Here is a 16,762-nt window from a genome sequence, read left to right as displayed (position 1 = left end):
CTGGGCCTTGTAGCAAGTGCGAGACTACTTACAAATTCAGTGATAGCGACGAGCCATGAGCAACATCGTTATTCACGTCAGCTTTCTGGATTAAGAATTTGCCTGGCGGCCATAGCGCCGTGGAACCACCTGATCCCATGCCGAACTCAGAAGTGAAACGCGGTAGCGCCGATGGTAGTGTGGCATTCGCCATGCGAGAGTAGGACACTGCCAGGCACCCAATTAAACAGCGACGTGCACATCACGACGTTGGCCGAGAGGATGACACCTCGTTGAAACGGCAGACAATTTAGCAAAATGCTAACCAGACAGCGGAGCGGTAGTTCAGTCGGTTAGAATACCGGCCTGTCACGCCGGGGGTCGCGGGTTCGAGTCCCGTCCGCTCCGCCACTAATTTGAAAGGCCTTCCCTCACGGGAAGGCCTTTTTGCTATGCACATTCAGCACGCAGCATGCGAGTCAACAAGCCCAGTCAACAGACTGGGCTTTTTCGTGTCTGCAATCTGGCGGTGATGAGTGGCGAATTGGGCGAGCAGGGGGCTGGTTCGCGGCAGTGAGTGTGCGTTGGCGGTTGGCCTAATATGCGTAAAAGAGATAAGCAAAGCGTTTTTTCTTTCTTCCTGATATATGAGGGAGGCGGCATTCTGTACTCAACCCAACGATATGGAGTATCACCATGAAATTGCGAATGACCGCCCTGACCCTGCTTTCTCTGCTGGCACTCGGCCAGGCCAATGCGGCCGAGGTGCGCCTGCTCAACGTTTCCTATGACCCGACTCGCGAGCTGTTCCAGGAATACAACAGCGCCTTCGCCAAGGAGTGGAAGGCCAAGACGGGTGATGATGTGGTGGTGAGCCAGTCACACGGTGGCTCCGGCAAGCAGGCGCGTGCCGTGGTGGATGGCCTGGAGGCTGACGTGGTGTCCCTGGCGCTGGCCTATGATGTCGATGCCGTGGCCAAGGCGGGTCTTACCGCCAGCGATTGGGAGGGGCGCCTTGCCAACAATGCGTCACCCTATACCTCCACCATCGTCTTCCTGGTGCGCAAGGGCAACCCCAAGCAGATCAAGGACTGGGGCGATCTGGTTCGCAAGGATGTCGCTATCGTGACCCCCAACCCCAAGACCTCCGGCGGTGCGCGCTGGAATTACCTGGCCGCCTGGGGCTATGCCCTTAAGAAGAGCGGCACTGAAGAGGGTGCCAGGCAGTTTGTCGGCGACCTGTTCAAGAACGTGAAGGTGCTGGATTCCGGCGCCCGGGGCGCCACCACCAGCTTCATCGAGCGCGGCCTCGGCGACGTCTTGCTGGCCTGGGAAAACGAGGCCCTGCTGGTGCTAAATCAGCCGGGAACCAGCGACAAGTTCGAGCTCGTGGTGCCGTCTGTCTCCATCCTGGCCGAACCCCCCGTCGCCGTGGTGGACAAGGTTGCCAAGAAGCACGGCACCGAAGCGGCCGCCAAAGGCTATCTTGACTATCTCTATTCCGACGAGGGGCAGCGGATCATCGCCAAGTACCACTATCGCCCGAGCAACCCGGCGATCCTGAAGGAGACGGCGGCCCAGTTCCCGCAGCTGGCGCTCTTTACCGTCAAGGATCTGGAAGGGGATTGGGACAAGGCACAGAAGAAACACTTCGCCCAGGGCGGGCTGTTCGACCAGATCTACCAACCGGGCCGCTGACAGTGACTGGCCCCTGTGACAACAGATAGGAACACCATGATGAACAAGATCCTTCTGGTTCCCGGTCTGCACAACAGTGGGCCGGATCACTGGCAGAGTCGCTGGCACCAGCAATTTCCCCAGTGGCAGCGGATGCTGGGCCTGCCCTGGGACAAGCCGGACCTCACCGTCTGGAGTGCCAAGCTGGCGAGCAAGCTCAGAAGTCGACGCAGCCGTGTCCACCTTGTGGCCCACTCCTTCGGCGCCCTGACGGCGATTGCCGCAGCGAGGCTGCAACCGGACAAGGTTTCCTCCATCCTGATAGTGGCTCCCGCGGATCCGGCCCGCTTCGGCATCCCGGACGAGGCGCTGGCGGGATCCATCAAGGTGTCCGCCCAGCTCATCGCCAGCCGCAACGATCCCTGGATGAGCTTCGAACGTGCCGAGTATTGGAGTCGTCAGTGGCAGGTGCCGCTGTTCGATGCCGGCGAGGTGGGCCATATCAATGCCCAGTCCGGTCATGGGGAGTGGAGTCAGGGGCTCAAGCTGCTGAACACCCTTCATCACAGGGCCGAGATGGTAGTGGATCCCGTCTCGACCGAATGGGATAGGCGGGCGGCCCTCAGCTTCCGCTGATCCTAGACCCATATGACAAGGAGAGTTCCCGCAAGATATCAGACAGGCTCGCCACCCTGATCCCATAGTCACTGTCTTTGCAGCTCAGGTTTCACCGCTCCGTTTGTTAGGTCTTTTATTTATATAAAAGACCTTTTTTTATATTTATTGCTCTAAAAGCCCTGATTTGCCGTTGTTAGACAAAAAAGTGCTTAGCAAAGGCGTTATTGGTGTTTGTTGTCCCTGGCGGTCGTGAGCAGAATCAGCGTATCGAAAGTTTTATAACAAACGGATGTGTTATGCGATTAAGTTCTTATTCCGTCCTCCCTGGTCTGGGGCCGACCCTGGGCTTCAGCCTGCTCTACCTGAGCATACTGGTGCTGTTGCCCCTCTCGGCGCTGGTGCTGTTCGCGGTAAACAACCTGACGGCCGCCGAGTTCTGGCAGGTGATAGGCTCCCCCCGGGTGCTCGCCTCCTTTCGCCTCAGCTTCGGGGCCGCCTTTATCGCCGCCCTGCTCAACAGCCTGTTTGGGCTGATCCTGGCCTGGGTGCTGGTGCGTTACAGCTTCCCCGGTCGCCGCCTGGTGGATGCGCTCATCGACCTGCCGTTCGCCATGCCGACCGCCGTTTCCGGCATTGCCCTGTGCGCCATCTTCGCCCCCAACGGCTGGATAGGTCAGTGGGTTGCCCCCTTTGGCATCGAGCTCGCCTACAACCCCATAGGGGTGGTGATCGCCCTCACCTTCATCGGGCTGCCCTTCGTGGTGCGCACCCTGCAGCCGGTGCTGCGAGAGGCGGAGACCGAACAGGAGGAGGCCGCCGCCAGCCTGGGGGCCAATCGCTGGCAGACCTTCGTGCGAGTGTTGTGGCCTACCCTGATCCCGGCGCTGCTCACCGGCTTCGCCCTGGCCTTTGCCCGTGGGGTCGGGGAGTACGGCTCCGTCATCTTTATCGCCGGAAATTTGCCGATGGTTTCGGAAATCGCGCCGCTGATGATCATGAGTCACCTGGAGGAGTATGACTATGCCGGGGCCTCGGCCATCGCCTCCGTCATGCTGCTGATTTCGTTTGTTTTGCTGTTGATCATCAACAAGTTGCAGGCCTGGAGCTGGGCACGCATCGGAGGAAGCCGCATATGAACGCATCCAACGCCAGCCTGGACCTGGCCCTCGATGGGGCCCCTGTCACTCAGGTGCGCCAGCCTGCCGTGACCCGTGAGCCCGTCTGGGTCAAGTGGCTGCTGATCAGCGTCGGGCTGGGCTGGTTCGCCGCGCTTTTGCTGCTGCCGCTGGCGACCGTCTTTATCCAGGCCCTGAGTCCGGGCCTCGCCTTCTTCTGGCATGCCATCAGCGAGCCAGATGCCCTGAGCGCCCTCGGCCTGACCGCCCTGGTGACCCTCTGCTCTGTGCCCCTCAATCTGCTGTTCGGGCTGGCCGCCGCCTGGGCCATCGCCCGCTTCCGCTTCCCGGGCCGGCAACTGCTCATCACCCTCATCGATCTGCCGTTCTCGGTCTCACCGGTGATAGCGGGTCTGATGTTCGTGCTGATGTTCGGCAGTCGTGGCTGGTTCGGTGACTGGCTTAGCGAGCACGACATCAAGATCATCTTCGCCACCCCGGGGATCATATTGGCGACCACCTTCATTACCGTGCCCTTCGTGGTGCGCGAGCTGCTGCCCCAGATGGAGGCCCGTGGTCCGGAAGAGGAGGAAGCCGCCATCATGCTGGGGGCGAGCGGCCTGCAGATGTTCTGGCGGGTCACCCTGCCCGGCATCCGCTGGAGCCTGATGTATGGCTTGCTGCTCTGTACCGCCCGTGCCGTGGGGGAGTTCGGTGCCGTCTCCGTGGTTTCCGGCCATATTCGCGGTCAGACCAACACACTGCCGCTGCACATCGAGATCCTCTACAACGAGTACCAGACCGGCGCCGCCTTCGCGGTGGCGAGCCTGCTGGCCCTGTTCGGGATCTTCACCCTGCTGGGGGAGACCCTGCTGGCCCGGCTGCGCGCTCAGCCCACCCAGTCCCATTGATATGGCCTGGCCTGCCTGCCGGCAGGTCAGCCCGGATAACCATGAATCCGGTTTAACGGTTTAGAGAGGCAGCCATGAGCATTCAGGTTCAACGACTCAACAAGCATTTCAATCAGTACGCGGCCCTGGCCGACATCAACCTCGATTTTCACGACGGTGAACTGGTGGCGCTGCTCGGCCCCTCTGGCTGCGGCAAGACCACACTGCTGCGGATCATCGCCGGGCTGGAGCAGGCCGACAGTGGCAACGTCATCATCCGCGGCGAGGATGCCTCGGATCTCCACGTGCGCGAGCGCAACGTCGGCTTCGTGTTCCAGCACTATGCCCTGTTCAGGCACATGACGGTGTTCGAGAACGTGGCGTTTGGCTTGCGGGTCAAGCCGCGTTCCGATCGGCCGAATGAAGCCAGCATCCGCGCCCGGGTCAAGGAGCTGCTGGATCTGGTGCAGCTCAGTCACGTGGCCGCGCGCTATCCGACCCAGCTCTCCGGTGGCCAGCGCCAGCGGGTCGCCCTGGCGCGCGCCCTGGCGGTGCAGCCCAAGGTGCTGCTGCTGGACGAGCCCTTCGGCGCACTCGACGCCCAGGTGCGCAAGGAGCTGCGCCGCTGGCTGCGGGAGCTGCACGACGAGCTGCACGTCACCAGCCTGTTCGTGACCCACGATCAGGAGGAGGCGCTGGAGGTGGCGGATCGGGTGGTGCTGATGAACGCAGGGCGGGTCGAGCAGATCGGCACCCCGGCCGAGGTCTATGACCAGCCCGCCACCGCCTTTGTGCACAGCTTCCTCGGCAGCGTGAACCTGTTCCGCGGCCGGGTGGCCGGGCAGGGGCTCGGCATAGGTGAGCAGCAGCTGGGGGGGCCCATCAGCTCCCAGCTGGCACAGGGCAGTGCTGCCATTGCCTATGTGCGCCCCCACGAGCTGGAGATACTGCCGGCGGATGCACCGGGAGGCATCAGCGCCACCATCACCCGCTTGTTGCCCATGGGGCCGCGGATCCGGGTGGAGTTGCGCGGGGATGGCGAGACCAGAGGCGCTCACTACGAGGCCGAGCTGAGCAAGGAGGCCGCCCGTGCCTTCGCCCCCGGCCAGGGGGTGCGCCTGGTGGCCCGGCATGCGCAGCTCTATCCCGACTACCAGATTTGAAGACGAGCCCCCAAGGCGAGACCCCTTTTCAGGCTTGCAGCCGGACTCTGATCCGGTCGCCCAATAACAAGAGGACGGTGGCAGCATCCACCGCCACTCAGCGCAGGAGGCGATGAGGTGAATTTTCAGCAATTACGCATTATCCGGGAAGCGGCGCGGCGGGATTACAACCTGACCGAGGTGGCCAATGCCCTCTTTACCTCCCAGTCCGGGGTCAGCCGCCATATCCGCGAGCTGGAGGAGGAGCTTGGGCTCGCGCTCTTCATCCGTTACGGCAAACGGCTGCTCGGCATGACGGAGCCGGGCAAGGAGCTGCTGGTGATCGCCGAGCGTATCCTGGGGGACGCCGACAACATCCGCAAATTGGCCAGCACCTTTGCCAACCGGGATTCCGGGCGGCTGCTGGTAGCGACCACTCACACCCAGGCGCGCTATGCCCTGCCCCGTGTGGTGAAGGCGTTTCGCGAGCAGTTCCCGCTGGTGCAGCTGGAGCTGCGCCAGGGCAGTCCGGAGGAGATAGTGCGGCTGGTGCAGACCGGCGAGGTGGACATCGGCATCAGCAGCGAGCAGCTCGACAAGAGCGAAGGTGTGGTCGCGTTTCCCTACTATCGCTGGCACCACAACATAGTGGTGCCGGAGCAGCACCCGCTCACCGCCGAGCGGGAACTCACCCTGGCGGCGCTGGCCCACTGGCCCATAGTCACCTATCAGGCGGGCCTGACGGGCCGGGTGCGGGTGGATGAGGCCTTCGCCGAGGCGGGGATACATCCGCAGATCCTGCTGACCGCCCAGGATTCCGACGTCATCAAGACCTATGTCGAGCTGGAGATGGGAGTGGGGATACTGGCGGACATGGCGTTCGATCCCCAGCGGGACAAAGGGCTGGTGCAGCTCGACGGCAGCCGGCTGTTTGCGCCGCACACCGCCTGGATAGGTCTCAAGCAGGGGCAGTTCCAGCACAACTTCACCTGGCAGTTCATCCAGCTCTGCAACCCCGAGCTGGCGCTGGCGGAGATCCAGGCCAGGGCCATGAGCAACGAGCCTCTGCTCGACTACCAGATCTGAGCCGAGCGGCGCATGAGAAACGGGGAGCCATGGGCTCCCCGTTTTATTGATGTCACTGCGACCGCGTTATTGTGCGATCCAGGCTTCCTGCCAGTGGGAGCCTATGCCCGGCTCATACTGGGTGGCCGTGCTGGACCACTGGCTGCACCAACCGCTGTAGGGGAAGGGCTTGCACTGATAGATCTTGCCATTCTTCGGCTGCAATACCCTGGTGCCGGCCGTATAGGACTTGAGCCCTTCCGGGAAGCTGAACTGGTAGTCGCCACCGGCCGGCTCCTTGAACATCAGATCCAGGGTCTGCTGCACCACTTCCCCCCCAGCCTTGGGTTTGCCCTCTATCACCAGCTGGTGGTGGCCCGCGCTCAGACCCGTGGCCTCCATGGTGAAGCTCTGGCTGCTGTCCTTGATGTCGGCCCCGCTCTGGCCCTTGGCGACACCGCCATGGTCATACAGGGTATTGGTGACGGCGAGATCCCCTTGCGCCGTGACGGTGAAGCTCAGGGTGACCTTGCCGTTGTCGAGCTGGTAGTCGCTCGCCAGGCCGCTCACGTTGATGCTGTTGCCCACCGGCGGTTGCTGCTGCTCGAGCTGGATCTCGACCCGTTGCAGGTTGCTGCCCGCTTTCAGGTAGATGGGGTTCTGGCCGTAGACGGGGTTGAACTGGCCATCGGCCCCCTGCTGGCCGGCGCGGATCTGGGTCTGCTCGGCATTGATCTTGCCTGCCAGGGCGTGGGCCCAGTTGTTCTTCTGGCCTTGCTCGGCGATGGCTATGGTCAGCACCGTCTGCAGGTCGGCACGCTCGCCGCTGGCATCAAACACCCGGGTCTTGGCCTTGTCACCTGCCGCAAGATCGATGGAGGGGTAGATGGTCCCGCCCTGGCTCCAGGTCAGCGGGGGCTGGGTGCCACCGTCGAAGCGGGCGTCGATCAGGTTGTAGAAGCTGTTGGCGGTATCGCCCACCTCCCAGACCCCGAGGATGACCTGATAGCCGGTGCGTGCCGGCAGGGTGCACTGATGGGTGACCTGCTTGGGGGGCTGCACCATGTTGCCGTCGATCACGCAGAACGGGTTGAGATCGAAGGCGTCACGGGTCAGGGGCTGGTTCGGGTTCCAATCCTGCTTGGTGAGGTAGTAGCGCCAGTTGCGGGTCACGTGGTTGGCGGTGAAGGTCCAGCTGATGGCGAAGGGACCGGCCTGCACATTGCGCTTGGTCCAGCGATCGCTGGTCTGGGCATTGAGCTCACCGAATTGCGGATGCCCGGCCGAGGCGATCTGGCCGTCGGCGGGGCCGCCATCGGGGAAGCCGGACGGCGCCTCCAGGCTCTGGGGCTCCCATTGAATGGCGCCACACTGGCTGTTGCCGCCGGTCTTGCACAGATAGTTGCGCCCTTCCGGTTGGCTGATGTAACCGTGGGCGAGCACGCTGCCGCTGGCCAGCAGCGCCAGCGCCGCGGCCACATGATTGAGTTGGATTTTTGCTGCCATACATTCCTCTGTTCGGTGATGTGGGCAGTCAAGTTGGCAGGGGAGTTCCCCGTGACACACCTGGGTGTGGCAACCCCGCTATCCTGGACGACATGTCTTTAGACCGGAGGCTTTGCGTCCTGGCCTTTCAACCAGTTTGCCAAATGACTACATAAAGGGTCAGGGTGCCGCCCTTGAGGACGGCGCCACCATGATGGCTTCTTTTGATTAAATTATTAAGTGTAAAACTTAACAGCTTGACCTCATCGGAGTAGAGCAATCACTTAACTCTCTGTTTTTAAAATTATATTTAATTCATCAAGTTTGGTTTTACTTCGCCCGCTCCGTCAAAAGATGCAAAATCGCGACATTTTTCATCAATGAAAAAATCCCCTGTCGGCTAGGCCGGCAGGGGATGGGACTGTGTCAGACGGTCAGTGGTGCGGGTACTGGTCTGTGCGGCGGGAGGACGAGGGGCGCGGGGCCTGACCGGTCGCCAGATCCCGGGGGAGGGCATTTCCGAGCCTGAACACCGCCAGCCGTTCGTCCAGGCTGCGCGAAAGTCCGGCCAGCAGCTCGCTCTCCTGGGCCAGCTGGGAGGCGGCCTGGGACATCTCCAGGGCCGAGTCATTGATGCCGCTGACGTTGCGGTTCATCTCCTCGGCCACCATGCTCTGCTGTTCCGCCGCCGTGGCTATCTGGGTCGCCATGTCGCTCACGTGCTGGATGTGATTGACGATGAGAGAGAGATCCTGCCCCGCCTTCTCGGACTGGCCGACGCTGCTCTCCGCCAGCTTGCGGCTGGCATCCATGGCGCTGGCGGCGGTCACCGCCCGTTGCTGCAACTGGGTGATGGTGCTCTGGATCTCCTCGGTGGAGTGGCGGGTACGGCTCGCCAGCTGGCGCACCTCGTCGGCCACCACGGCGAAGCCGCGGCCCTGCTCGCCGGCTCTGGCCGCCTCTATGGCGGCGTTGAGAGCCAGCAGGTTGGTCTGATCCGAGATGGCGCTGATGACGGCGGTCACCTCCCCTATCTGCATCACCCCCTCCTTGAGCCGATTGACCTGATGGGTGGCCTGCTCCACCTCGGTGGCGAGCGCCTGGATGCCGTGCACGCTGGCGTGGACGTCCTGGTTGCCGAGCCCGGCCTCGCTGGTGGCGTCCTGGGTGTCGCGGGCCGTGTTCTCGGCGTGACCCGCCACATCCGAGATGGTGGCGCTCATCTCGTTCATGGCGGTGGCGAGCTGGGCCAGTTGATCCCGCTGACTGTTGACCGCCTGATTGGTCTGCTCGGCGGAGGCGGCGATGCGCAGGGCGGCATCCGCCACGTTGCGGGCCCCCTGGCTCGCCTCCAGCAGGGCGCGGCGAATGGCGTCCAGTCCCTGATTGGTACAGCGGGCGACGGCCCCCAGCTCATCCTTGCCATGCACGGGTATGCTGACCACCAGATCCCCGGCCGCCACCTGAGCCATGGCCCTGTTGATCTCCGCCAGCGGGTTGACGATGGAGCGGCTGATGGCCACCCCCAGCCACCCCATCAGCAGGATCGCCAGCAGGGTGGCGCCCCCCATCAGCTGGTACTGGGACCAGATGGTGGCCTCTATGTCCTGCAGCAAGAGGCCGGAGCCCAGGATCCAGCCCCAGGGCTGGTAGCCGGCCACTAGCGACATCTTCTGGGCCGCCTCGCCGGAGGGGGAGATCCACTGGTATTCCAGGCGACCCTGATGGCCGCCCTTGCCGAGATCCACCATGCGCTGCCAGTGGGATTCGGCGGGCGTCCCGCCCATCTGCTGGCCGACCAGCTCTGGCTTGGCGGGATGCACCACCACGTGGCGGTTTTCATCCAGCACGAACAGGTAGTTGTCCCCATCGAAGCGCATGCCGTCGAGCATGGCCTTGGCTTGCGCCTGGGCCTCTGGGGCGGGCAGGGTGGCGGCCAGGGTCTGGATCCGGCTCATGGCGAGATCCAGCACCGCCTGCAATCGGGCTTCCCGCTCACTCATCAGGTTGCGATGCAGGGCACTGGCGGAGATGAGCAGCAGTGCGATGAAGCCGACCAGCGCCACCGAGAGCAGCAGCATCAGTTTGCGACTCACGGCGATATCACCGAGCTTGAACATAGTCTTTTCCTTCTTTCCCGTACGGATCTGGTGAGGGCCAGTCAGCTGGCTGGCCTTGATTGTTTTATGTTTAACATTTATTTAACTTTCAAAGGGTTGTGATGGTTGGTTGCCAATTGAGTGTGTTGGCAACCAGTATAGCCAGCAGACAGAAACCCTCGCTTTTGGTAGCGTGGTCTGGCGCATCCCGGCGCACCATTTGACGGCTCTATTTGCAAGAAGTGTGGATGAGCTGGCATTTCACCAAAAAGGAGTGGGCGCCTTCGCGGCCGCCCCATAACAAGAGGGAATTTATGAGTTCCATTGCCAGGAATTACTTGAACCAGCTCAACGCCGACTACCTGCGGGTACACAGGCGAAAGGAGGATCTCTTCTGGTCCACCTACATGGGCACCAGTGACGATCAGGCCGGTTTCACCGCCGCCGAGCAGGCCTACAAGGCGTTTTGTGCCGATCCGGCCAGGCTGCCCGCATTGCGGGAGATGCTGGCCCAGGCCGAGGAGGCGGATCTGAAGCGGGGTCTGGCGGGCTGGGCTGCCTTCTTCGAGTGCAACGTCATCGAAGATCCGGCCGCCGCCGCCCTGATGGACGAGCTGGTGGCCGCCGAGGCGGATCTCTTCGCCTGCCGCAAGGGGCTCAAGCTGACTTTACTGGACGAGCAGGGCCAACAAGTGGCCGGCAGCCTGCCCGCCGCCAGCACGGCGCTGGCCGCCAGTAGCGACGAGGCGGTGCGCCAGAGTGCGCTCGCCATGTTCCACCGCCTGGAGCAGTGGGTGGTCGGCAACGGCTTTCTCGAGGTGGTGGCCCTGCGCAACCGCTTCGCCCGGGCCATGGGCTATAACGACTACTTCGACTATAAGGTGCACAAGAACGAGCAGATGAGCCCGGAGCAGCTGTTCGCCGTGCTCGACGACTTTATTGCCCGCACCGAGCAGCGGGTGCACCAGAGCCTGGCGGAGCTGAAAGCCGCCAAGGGGGAGGCGGCGCTGCTGCCCCACAACCTGCGCTACAGCGTGAGCGGCGACGTGACCCGCCAGCTCGACCCCTATGTGCCCTTCTCCCGGGCGCTGAAGGATTGGGTCCAGAGCTTCCGCCGCCTCGGCATCCAGTATCGCGGCGCCACCCTGACCCTGGATCTGCTGACCCGGGAGGGGAAATACGAGAACGGCTTCTGCCATGGCCCTGTGCCTAGCTTCTGGCAGGAGGGGGAGTGGGTGCCCGCCGTGGTCAACTTCACCAGTCTGGCCGATCCGGCCCAGGTGGGCAGCGGCTGGAGCGGCCTCAACACCCTGTTCCACGAAGGTGGCCATGCGGCCCACTTTGCCAACGTGACCGGCAACGCCCCCTGCTTCTCCCAAGAGTTTCCCCCCACCTCCATGGCCTATGCCGAGACCCAGTCGATGTTCTGCGACAGCCTGCTGGACGACGCCGACTGGCTCAAGCGCTACGCCAGAAACGCGGCGGGAGAGGCGATCCCCGATTCGCTCATCAGGGCCATGATAGAGGCGCGCCAGCCGTTTCGCGCCTTCAACGAGCGCCAGATAGCGCTGGTGGCCTACTTCGAGCGGGATCTCTACGCCATGGCAGACGCAGAGCGCACCCCAGAGGCTGTGCTGGCATTGGCCCGTCGCTGGGAGCGCACCATCCTCGGGGTGGAGAGCCCGCGCCCGCTGCTGGCCATTCCGCACCTGCTCAATCAGGAGTCGGCCTGCGCCTACCATGGCTACCTGCTGGCGTTGATGGCGGTGGAGCAGACCCGCGCCTACTTCCTTGCGCGCGACGGCTACCTCACCGACAACCCGCGCATAGGGCCGGATCTGGCCGCCCACTACTGGGGGCCGGGCAACGGCATGACCCATGACGAGACGCTACGCAGCCTCACTGGCGAAGGCTTCAGTGCCGCTCCCCTGGCCGAGGCGTGCAACCAGAGCGTGGCGCAGGCGTGGGCAACGGCCGAAGCCTGCATGACGGCGGCGAGCCAGCGCCCGTCGGCAGGAGAGGGGACGCCGCTCGACGCCCAGATCCGGGTGATGCACGGCGCCGAGCTGATTGCCGACAACAGCGAGTCGGAGGCCAGCATGCTGGCCGACTTCGAGGCCTGGATCCGCCAGCATTATCAGCGCGAGCCCGCCACCGCCCGGTGAGGCGCTCCTCGACCAGCAAGCCCTGCCCATCGGCAGGGCTTGCTCATGTCAGCGGTAAGCAAGCCTGCCGAGGCGGGACGGGATCTTTGCCGCAGTGTGAGCCGGGGCGCAAGATGCGCCTGTTTTTTGCGCCATCTATCTGTTTTGGCTATTAATTATGGTGATGCGCAGAGGCTTTGGCTGAGCGCTGGGGAGGCGGGCCACAGATATGTTTCTCTGGATATATTGAGTATTCACGGCGATCCCATATCATGGCGCTCGCTCGCCGCCAGAGAGTGGCGACATTCAGATGATTAGCTAAATACAAAGCCCTGAAGGCTTGTCGAGGGATGGAAATTGAGAGCCGTATTGTTGTGTTTGCTGGGGCTGTGGCCCGCATTGAGTTTTGCCACCCTGTCCGCCGACATGGTGGTGGTCAAGAAGTCGAGTTATAGCCTGACCCTGATGAAGGATGGCAAGCCGGTCAAGCGCTACTGGGTCGCCCTGGGTCCTGCACCCAAGGGGCACAAGCAGCAGGAAGGGGATCAGCGTACCCCGGAAGGGCGTTACACCCTCGACTACAAGAAGAGCAATTCCGGCTTCTACAAGGCTATCCACATCAACTACCCGAATCTGGACGACATCAAGCGTGCCAATGAGCTGGGAGTGCGTCCGGGCGGCATGATCATGATCCATGGTCAGCTCAACCGCATGGGGGATCGCAGGGTGCAGCCGTCCAACTGGACCAATGGCTGCATCGCCGTGCTCAACCACGAGATGGACGAGATCTGGAACGCCATCGAGCCTGGCACTCCCATCGTCATCGAGCCCTGATCCTCGCCGTTCACGCCCGCTGCCCAGCGGGCGTTTTATTTCCTCCCTGGATGGCGTGACAGCCCCTCCCGCGCCGTGCTAGTTTTTCCGGCTCGCGTTGGAAGTCACAAGGATGATCCCATGATGTCAGGAACCCACATCGCCGCGCCCGAGCACACGGGTGCGCTCTGGTGGCGCGCCACCCTGGATATTCTCCCCCTCTCCATTTCCGTCATCCCCTGGGGGATTTTGTGCGGCGCCCTGGCGTTGCAGGCGGGCTTGAGCCCGGTGCAGGCCCAGCTGATGTCGCTGCTGGTCTATGCCGGCGCCGCCCAGCTCTCGGCTACCACACTGTTCGGGGCGGGCACCCCCTTGCTGCCCATCATGGGCTCCACCATGGTGATCACCTCCCAGCACCTGCTCTATGGCTTCACCTTCCGCCGGGACGTGCTGCCGCTCTCCCTGCGCTGGCGTGCCAGCCTCGCCTTCTTCCTGACCGACGAGATGTTCGCGGTGGCACTCAAGGACAGGGAGCGCAGCGGCCTCTTCAACCCCGCCTATGCCCTGATCGCGGGCTTCGTGTTCTACCTGTTCTGGAACCTGGCGACCCTGCTCGGCATCGCCGCCGGCCAGTACATAGAGGGGCTGGACAAGATGGGGCTGGACTTTGCCATCGCCGCCACCTTCATCGCCATGACCATACCCGCCATGAAGAACCTGCCCATGGTGGCGGCGACTGTGGTGAGCGGCGGCACTGCGCTGCTCACCAAGCCGCTGCTGGCGGAGATCCACATCATCATCTCGGCCCTGGCTGGCATGGTGGTGGGTTATGTATTGCACCGGATGAGGAGATGACCATGGGCTGGCTGATGATTGGCCTGCTGGCCCTGATCACCTTCTTCAACCGCTTCGCCTTCTTCTCGCGGCTGACCCGCTATCAGCCCGGTGCCGAGATGGGGGCCTTCCTCAGCTTCTCTGCCCAGTCGGTGCTGACCGCCATCTGGCTGCCCATCGTCTTCAGCTATGAGCCGGGCAAGGGGTTGGAGTGGGATCCCGACTACCTGGCTGCCACCCTGCTGGTGACTGCCCTGACCCTGCTGCGGCTGCCGACCCTGGTGGTGGTGGTGGTCGGCATGGGGGGCTTCTTCCTGCTGCGCTGGCAGGGGGGGCTGGCGGCGCTGCTGCCCGGGTTGGGTTGAGCCGTGATCCCGCCTAACGGATGTCTCTATCAGACATCCGTTATGTTATGAATGTCACTTCAAAAAAGGCCTCTTAAGTGTGAGGATTTAGGAATCATCCGCCAAGGAGTTTCCCATGTCCCTCACCGCCAGCTGCCAGCGCATAGTGCGCGATCCTCTGCTCTCCCCGGCTCAGAAGAGTCATGCCCTGGCGCTCGCCGCCGAGAATGCGTTGCCCTATCCCGCGCTGCCTGCCGAGGTGGCCGAGGCGATGGCGCAAGGGGTGCTCTGCGACATGTTCGAGGGACATGCCCCCTACAAGCCGCGCTATGTGCTGCCGGACTATGAGAAGTTCCTGCGCCAAGGCTCCCCCTGGCTGGAGCTGGCGCCACCACGGGATTTCGACGAGGCCCTGGATGCCCTGCGCATCCTCTATCACCATGTGCCCTCGGTCACCGGCATGCCGGTCTGGCTGGGGCGCCTCGATCACCTGCTGCTGCCCTTCGTCGGGGAGCTGGATGACGAGACCCTCCATCGCAAGCTGAAAGGCTTCTGGATCTACCTGGACAGGGTGCTGCCGGACGCCTTCATGCACGTCAACATAGGCCCGGATGACAACAGGATCTGCCGCCTGATCCTGCGCATCGACGGCGAACTCAAGCAGGTGGCGCCGAACCTCAGCCTGTTTCACGATCCCGCATCGACCCCGGACAGCCTGCTGATGCAGGGGGTGCAGAACATAGCCCTGTGCGGCAAGCCCCACATAGTCAATTACCCGATCCACAGGGAGACCTTCGATGAGCGGGGCTTTGGCATCGTCAGCTGCTACAACGCACTGCCCCTGGGGGGCGGCGCCAACACCCTGGTGCGCCTCTCCCTCAAGGGGATGGCCGAGCAGAGTGCCGACCTTGAGGAGTTCATGACGCGCTGGCTGCCCCACTACTGCGAGCAGGCCTCCCGCCTCATCGAGGCAAGGGCCGCCTTCCTGCACGAAGAGTCCGGCTTCTTCGCCAGCTTCCTGGTGGAGGAGGGGTTGATCGAGGAGGGGCGTTTCGTGCCCATGTTCGGCATCCATGGCATGGCGGAGGCGGTGAACCTGCTGATGGATAAAGAGGGGCTGGCCGGGCGCTATGGTCACGACGAGGGGGCGAACCAGCTCGGCCATCGCATCTCGGCCCGGCTCTCGGCCTGGGTGACAGCCCGACCCCAGCCCCACGCCTGGGGCGGGCGTGCCCTGCTGCACTCCCAGGGCGGGCTCAGCCTGGACAAGGGAGTCACCCCAGGGGTGCGCATCCCTTATGGGGAGGAGCCGGATCCCGCCAGCCACCTGCTGGCCCTGGCCCCGCACCACGGCTACTACCACTCCGGGATCAGCGAGATCCTGACCCTGGATCCCACCATCCGTCAGAACCCGCAGGCGCTGCTGCAGCTCTGCAAGGGAGCCTTCGCCCTCGGCATGCGCGAATTCAGTGCCAACGTGGCGGACAGCGATCTGGTGCGGGTGACCGGCTACATGATCCGCAAGAGCGATGTGGCTCGCTTCGCCGTCGAAGGCTCGCGGTTGCAGACCACCTGCCTCGGTGCCGAGGCGAGCGAGCTGACCGGTATTCGCCAGCGGGCGCCGCGGGTGCTGGGCCTAGAGGCTAGCCTGTGTGACTACTGAGGATGACAAGGGAGGGCGCACCGCGACTGTCAGCCGCTGGTTGCCCTTCTCCTGCGTGGACGGGCCGGGCAATCGGCTGGTGCTCTTCCTGCAAGGGTGCAACTTTCGCTGCCCGGGCTGCCACAACCCCCACACCATAGGGCTGTGCGATCACTGTGGCGACTGCGTGCCCGGCTGCCCGAGCGGCGCCCTGACTCCCATTGATGGCAGTGTGCGTTGGCAGGCGTCTCTGTGCACCCACTGCGACCGCTGCCTGGATGCCTGTCCCCGCAGCGCCAGCCCCAAGACCCACCAGATGTCGGTGGCCGAGGTGCTGGCCCTGCTGCGCCGCTACGGCCCGCTGCTCACCGGCATCACAGTATCCGGCGGTGAGGCCACCACCCAGCTCCCCTTCGTGGTGGCGCTCTTTGCGGCCATCAAGGCCGCGCCCGACCTGACCCACCTGAGCTGCCTGCTCGACAGCAACGGCTCCCTTGGTGAAACGGGCTGGCAGCGGCTGCTGCCGGTGCTGGACGGCGCCATGATAGATCTCAAGGGGTGGCGCGAGTCGGTGCATCACTCGCTCACCGGTCAGGGCCGGGAGCGGGTGCTGGCCTCGCTGCAACTGCTCGCGCGGGCTGGCAAGCTGGCGGAGCTGCGGCTGCTCCAGGTGCCGGGGCGCAGCGACTTTCTGGACGTCGGAGGGGAGCTGGACGCCGGGCTCGCTGCCTTCTTGCAGACCCTTGGGCCTGTGCCCATTCGTCTCAACGGCTTTCGCCATCACGGGGTGCGCGGGGAGGCGATGGGCTGGCAGGAGGCCGCCATGGAGGAGCTTGATAGGTTGTCCAACGCATTGAAGGTGAAAGGATTTGGCCCAATCGCCCTGCCGGCGCTGTGACGGGCCCGACATGTTCT

14 protein-coding genes, 1 tRNA gene, 1 rRNA gene and 1 riboswitch are annotated in these 16,762 nt (G+C 63.5%); of the genes, 14 read left to right on the top strand and 2 right to left on the bottom strand.

All coding sequences use genetic code 11. The annotated features are described in order from the left end of the window. Nucleotides 1-101 precede the first annotated feature (101 nt). From rrf to cbl, 8 genes are all read left to right on the top strand, one after another. Nucleotides 102-216, top strand: a 5S ribosomal RNA gene (rrf, locus tag G4923_RS21080). Nucleotides 217-313: 97 nt separating this feature from the next. Further along, nucleotides 314-390, top strand: a tRNA-Asp gene (locus G4923_RS21075). Between the two features lie 285 nt (nucleotides 391-675). After that, nucleotides 676-1,677, top strand: a complete 1,002-nt coding sequence (locus G4923_RS21070) for a sulfate ABC transporter substrate-binding protein (RefSeq protein WP_163138198.1) — start codon at nucleotides 676-678, stop codon at nucleotides 1,675-1,677. 39 nt (nucleotides 1,678-1,716) lie between these two features. Further along, nucleotides 1,717-2,292, top strand: coding sequence for an RBBP9/YdeN family alpha/beta hydrolase (locus tag G4923_RS21065; RefSeq protein ID WP_163138197.1), 576 nt, complete (start codon nucleotides 1,717-1,719; stop codon nucleotides 2,290-2,292). Nucleotides 2,293-2,570: 278 nt separating this feature from the next. After that, complete coding sequence (gene cysT / locus G4923_RS21060) at nucleotides 2,571-3,410, top strand: sulfate ABC transporter permease subunit CysT (RefSeq protein WP_163138196.1); 840 nt, start codon at nucleotides 2,571-2,573, stop codon at nucleotides 3,408-3,410. Continuing rightward, nucleotides 3,407-4,300, top strand: coding sequence for a sulfate ABC transporter permease subunit CysW (gene cysW / locus G4923_RS21055; protein ID WP_111913669.1), 894 nt, complete (start codon nucleotides 3,407-3,409; stop codon nucleotides 4,298-4,300). Before cysT ends, cysW begins: the two co-directional genes overlap by 4 nt. A gap of 74 nt (nucleotides 4,301-4,374) precedes the next feature. Further along, complete coding sequence (locus G4923_RS21050) at nucleotides 4,375-5,442, top strand: sulfate/molybdate ABC transporter ATP-binding protein (protein WP_163138195.1); 1,068 nt, start codon at nucleotides 4,375-4,377, stop codon at nucleotides 5,440-5,442. A 117-nt stretch (nucleotides 5,443-5,559) separates the two neighbouring features. Beyond that, complete coding sequence (gene cbl, locus G4923_RS21045) at nucleotides 5,560-6,507, top strand: HTH-type transcriptional regulator Cbl (protein ID WP_025325756.1); 948 nt, start codon at nucleotides 5,560-5,562, stop codon at nucleotides 6,505-6,507. A 66-nt stretch (nucleotides 6,508-6,573) separates the two neighbouring features. On the opposite strand, the gene gbpA is transcribed toward cbl, so the two are convergent. Together gbpA and G4923_RS21035 are read right to left on the bottom strand one after the other, a co-directional pair. Then, nucleotides 6,574-7,992 carry an N-acetylglucosamine-binding protein GbpA gene (gene gbpA / locus G4923_RS21040; RefSeq protein ID WP_163138194.1) on the bottom strand — a complete coding sequence of 473 codons (1,419 nt, stop codon included), beginning with the start codon at nucleotides 7,990-7,992 and terminating at the stop codon, nucleotides 6,574-6,576. A gap of 65 nt (nucleotides 7,993-8,057) precedes the next feature. Beyond that, nucleotides 8,058-8,143: riboswitch (cyclic di-GMP riboswitch) on the bottom strand. Between the two features lie 262 nt (nucleotides 8,144-8,405). Next, nucleotides 8,406-10,091 carry a methyl-accepting chemotaxis protein gene (locus G4923_RS21035; RefSeq protein ID WP_163138193.1) on the bottom strand — a complete coding sequence of 562 codons (1,686 nt, stop codon included), beginning with the start codon at nucleotides 10,089-10,091 and terminating at the stop codon, nucleotides 8,406-8,408. 293 nt (nucleotides 10,092-10,384) lie between these two features. Here G4923_RS21035 and G4923_RS21030 point away from each other — a divergent pair, with 293 nt between their 5' ends. The 6 genes from G4923_RS21030 (at nucleotide 10,385) to G4923_RS21005 (ending at nucleotide 16,745) form a co-directional block, all read left to right on the top strand. Next, a complete protein-coding gene (locus G4923_RS21030) occupies nucleotides 10,385-12,235 on the top strand; it encodes a M3 family metallopeptidase (protein WP_163138192.1) in 1,851 nt (616 codons plus the stop codon). A 336-nt stretch (nucleotides 12,236-12,571) separates the two neighbouring features. Then, entirely contained in the window at nucleotides 12,572-13,048 is a 477-nt protein-coding gene (locus G4923_RS21025) for a L,D-transpeptidase family protein (RefSeq protein ID WP_106884950.1), read from the top strand. Nucleotides 13,049-13,168: 120 nt separating this feature from the next. Further along, a complete protein-coding gene (locus tag G4923_RS21020; RefSeq protein ID WP_163138191.1) occupies nucleotides 13,169-13,882 on the top strand; it encodes an AzlC family ABC transporter permease in 714 nt (237 codons plus the stop codon). 2 nt (nucleotides 13,883-13,884) lie between these two features. Continuing rightward, complete coding sequence (locus G4923_RS21015; RefSeq protein WP_111913663.1) at nucleotides 13,885-14,226, top strand: AzlD domain-containing protein; 342 nt, start codon at nucleotides 13,885-13,887, stop codon at nucleotides 14,224-14,226. A 115-nt stretch (nucleotides 14,227-14,341) separates the two neighbouring features. Beyond that, the gene (locus tag G4923_RS21010; protein ID WP_163138190.1) at nucleotides 14,342-15,868 is read left to right on the top strand and encodes a YjjI family glycine radical enzyme; all 1,527 of its coding nucleotides are present in this window, start codon (nucleotides 14,342-14,344) and stop codon (nucleotides 15,866-15,868) included. Next, nucleotides 15,858-16,745, top strand: coding sequence for a YjjW family glycine radical enzyme activase (locus tag G4923_RS21005; protein WP_163138189.1), 888 nt, complete (start codon nucleotides 15,858-15,860; stop codon nucleotides 16,743-16,745). Before G4923_RS21010 ends, G4923_RS21005 begins: the two co-directional genes overlap by 11 nt. Nucleotides 16,746-16,762: the final 17 nt, after the last annotated feature.

It is taken from the genome of Aeromonas rivipollensis, assembly GCF_010974825.1.
Lineage (GTDB): Bacteria > Pseudomonadota > Gammaproteobacteria > Enterobacterales > Aeromonadaceae > Aeromonas > Aeromonas rivipollensis.
This window is presented reverse-complemented; position numbering and strand designations above follow the sequence as displayed.

What these genes read in the sequence shown, in the direction of transcription:
- G4923_RS21070 (WP_163138198.1), top strand. Translation starts at nt 676, where the DNA reads ATGAAATTGCGAATGACCGCCCTGACCCTGCTTTCTCTGCTGGCACTC.
- G4923_RS21065 (WP_163138197.1), top strand. Translation starts at nt 1,717, where the DNA reads ATGAACAAGATCCTTCTGGTTCCCGGTCTGCACAACAGTGGGCCGGAT.
- cysT (WP_163138196.1), top strand. Translation starts at nt 2,571, where the DNA reads ATGCGATTAAGTTCTTATTCCGTCCTCCCTGGTCTGGGGCCGACCCTG.
- cysW (WP_111913669.1), top strand. Translation starts at nt 3,407, where the DNA reads ATGAACGCATCCAACGCCAGCCTGGACCTGGCCCTCGATGGGGCCCCT.
- G4923_RS21050 (WP_163138195.1), top strand. Translation starts at nt 4,375, where the DNA reads ATGAGCATTCAGGTTCAACGACTCAACAAGCATTTCAATCAGTACGCG.
- gbpA (WP_163138194.1), bottom strand. Translation starts at nt 7,992, where the DNA reads ATGGCAGCAAAAATCCAACTCAATCATGTGGCCGCGGCGCTGGCGCTG.
- G4923_RS21035 (WP_163138193.1), bottom strand. Translation starts at nt 10,091, where the DNA reads ATGTTCAAGCTCGGTGATATCGCCGTGAGTCGCAAACTGATGCTGCTG.
- G4923_RS21030 (WP_163138192.1), top strand. Translation starts at nt 10,385, where the DNA reads ATGAGTTCCATTGCCAGGAATTACTTGAACCAGCTCAACGCCGACTAC.
- G4923_RS21020 (WP_163138191.1), top strand. Translation starts at nt 13,169, where the DNA reads ATGATGTCAGGAACCCACATCGCCGCGCCCGAGCACACGGGTGCGCTC.
- G4923_RS21015 (WP_111913663.1), top strand. Translation starts at nt 13,885, where the DNA reads ATGGGCTGGCTGATGATTGGCCTGCTGGCCCTGATCACCTTCTTCAAC.
- G4923_RS21010 (WP_163138190.1), top strand. Translation starts at nt 14,342, where the DNA reads ATGTCCCTCACCGCCAGCTGCCAGCGCATAGTGCGCGATCCTCTGCTC.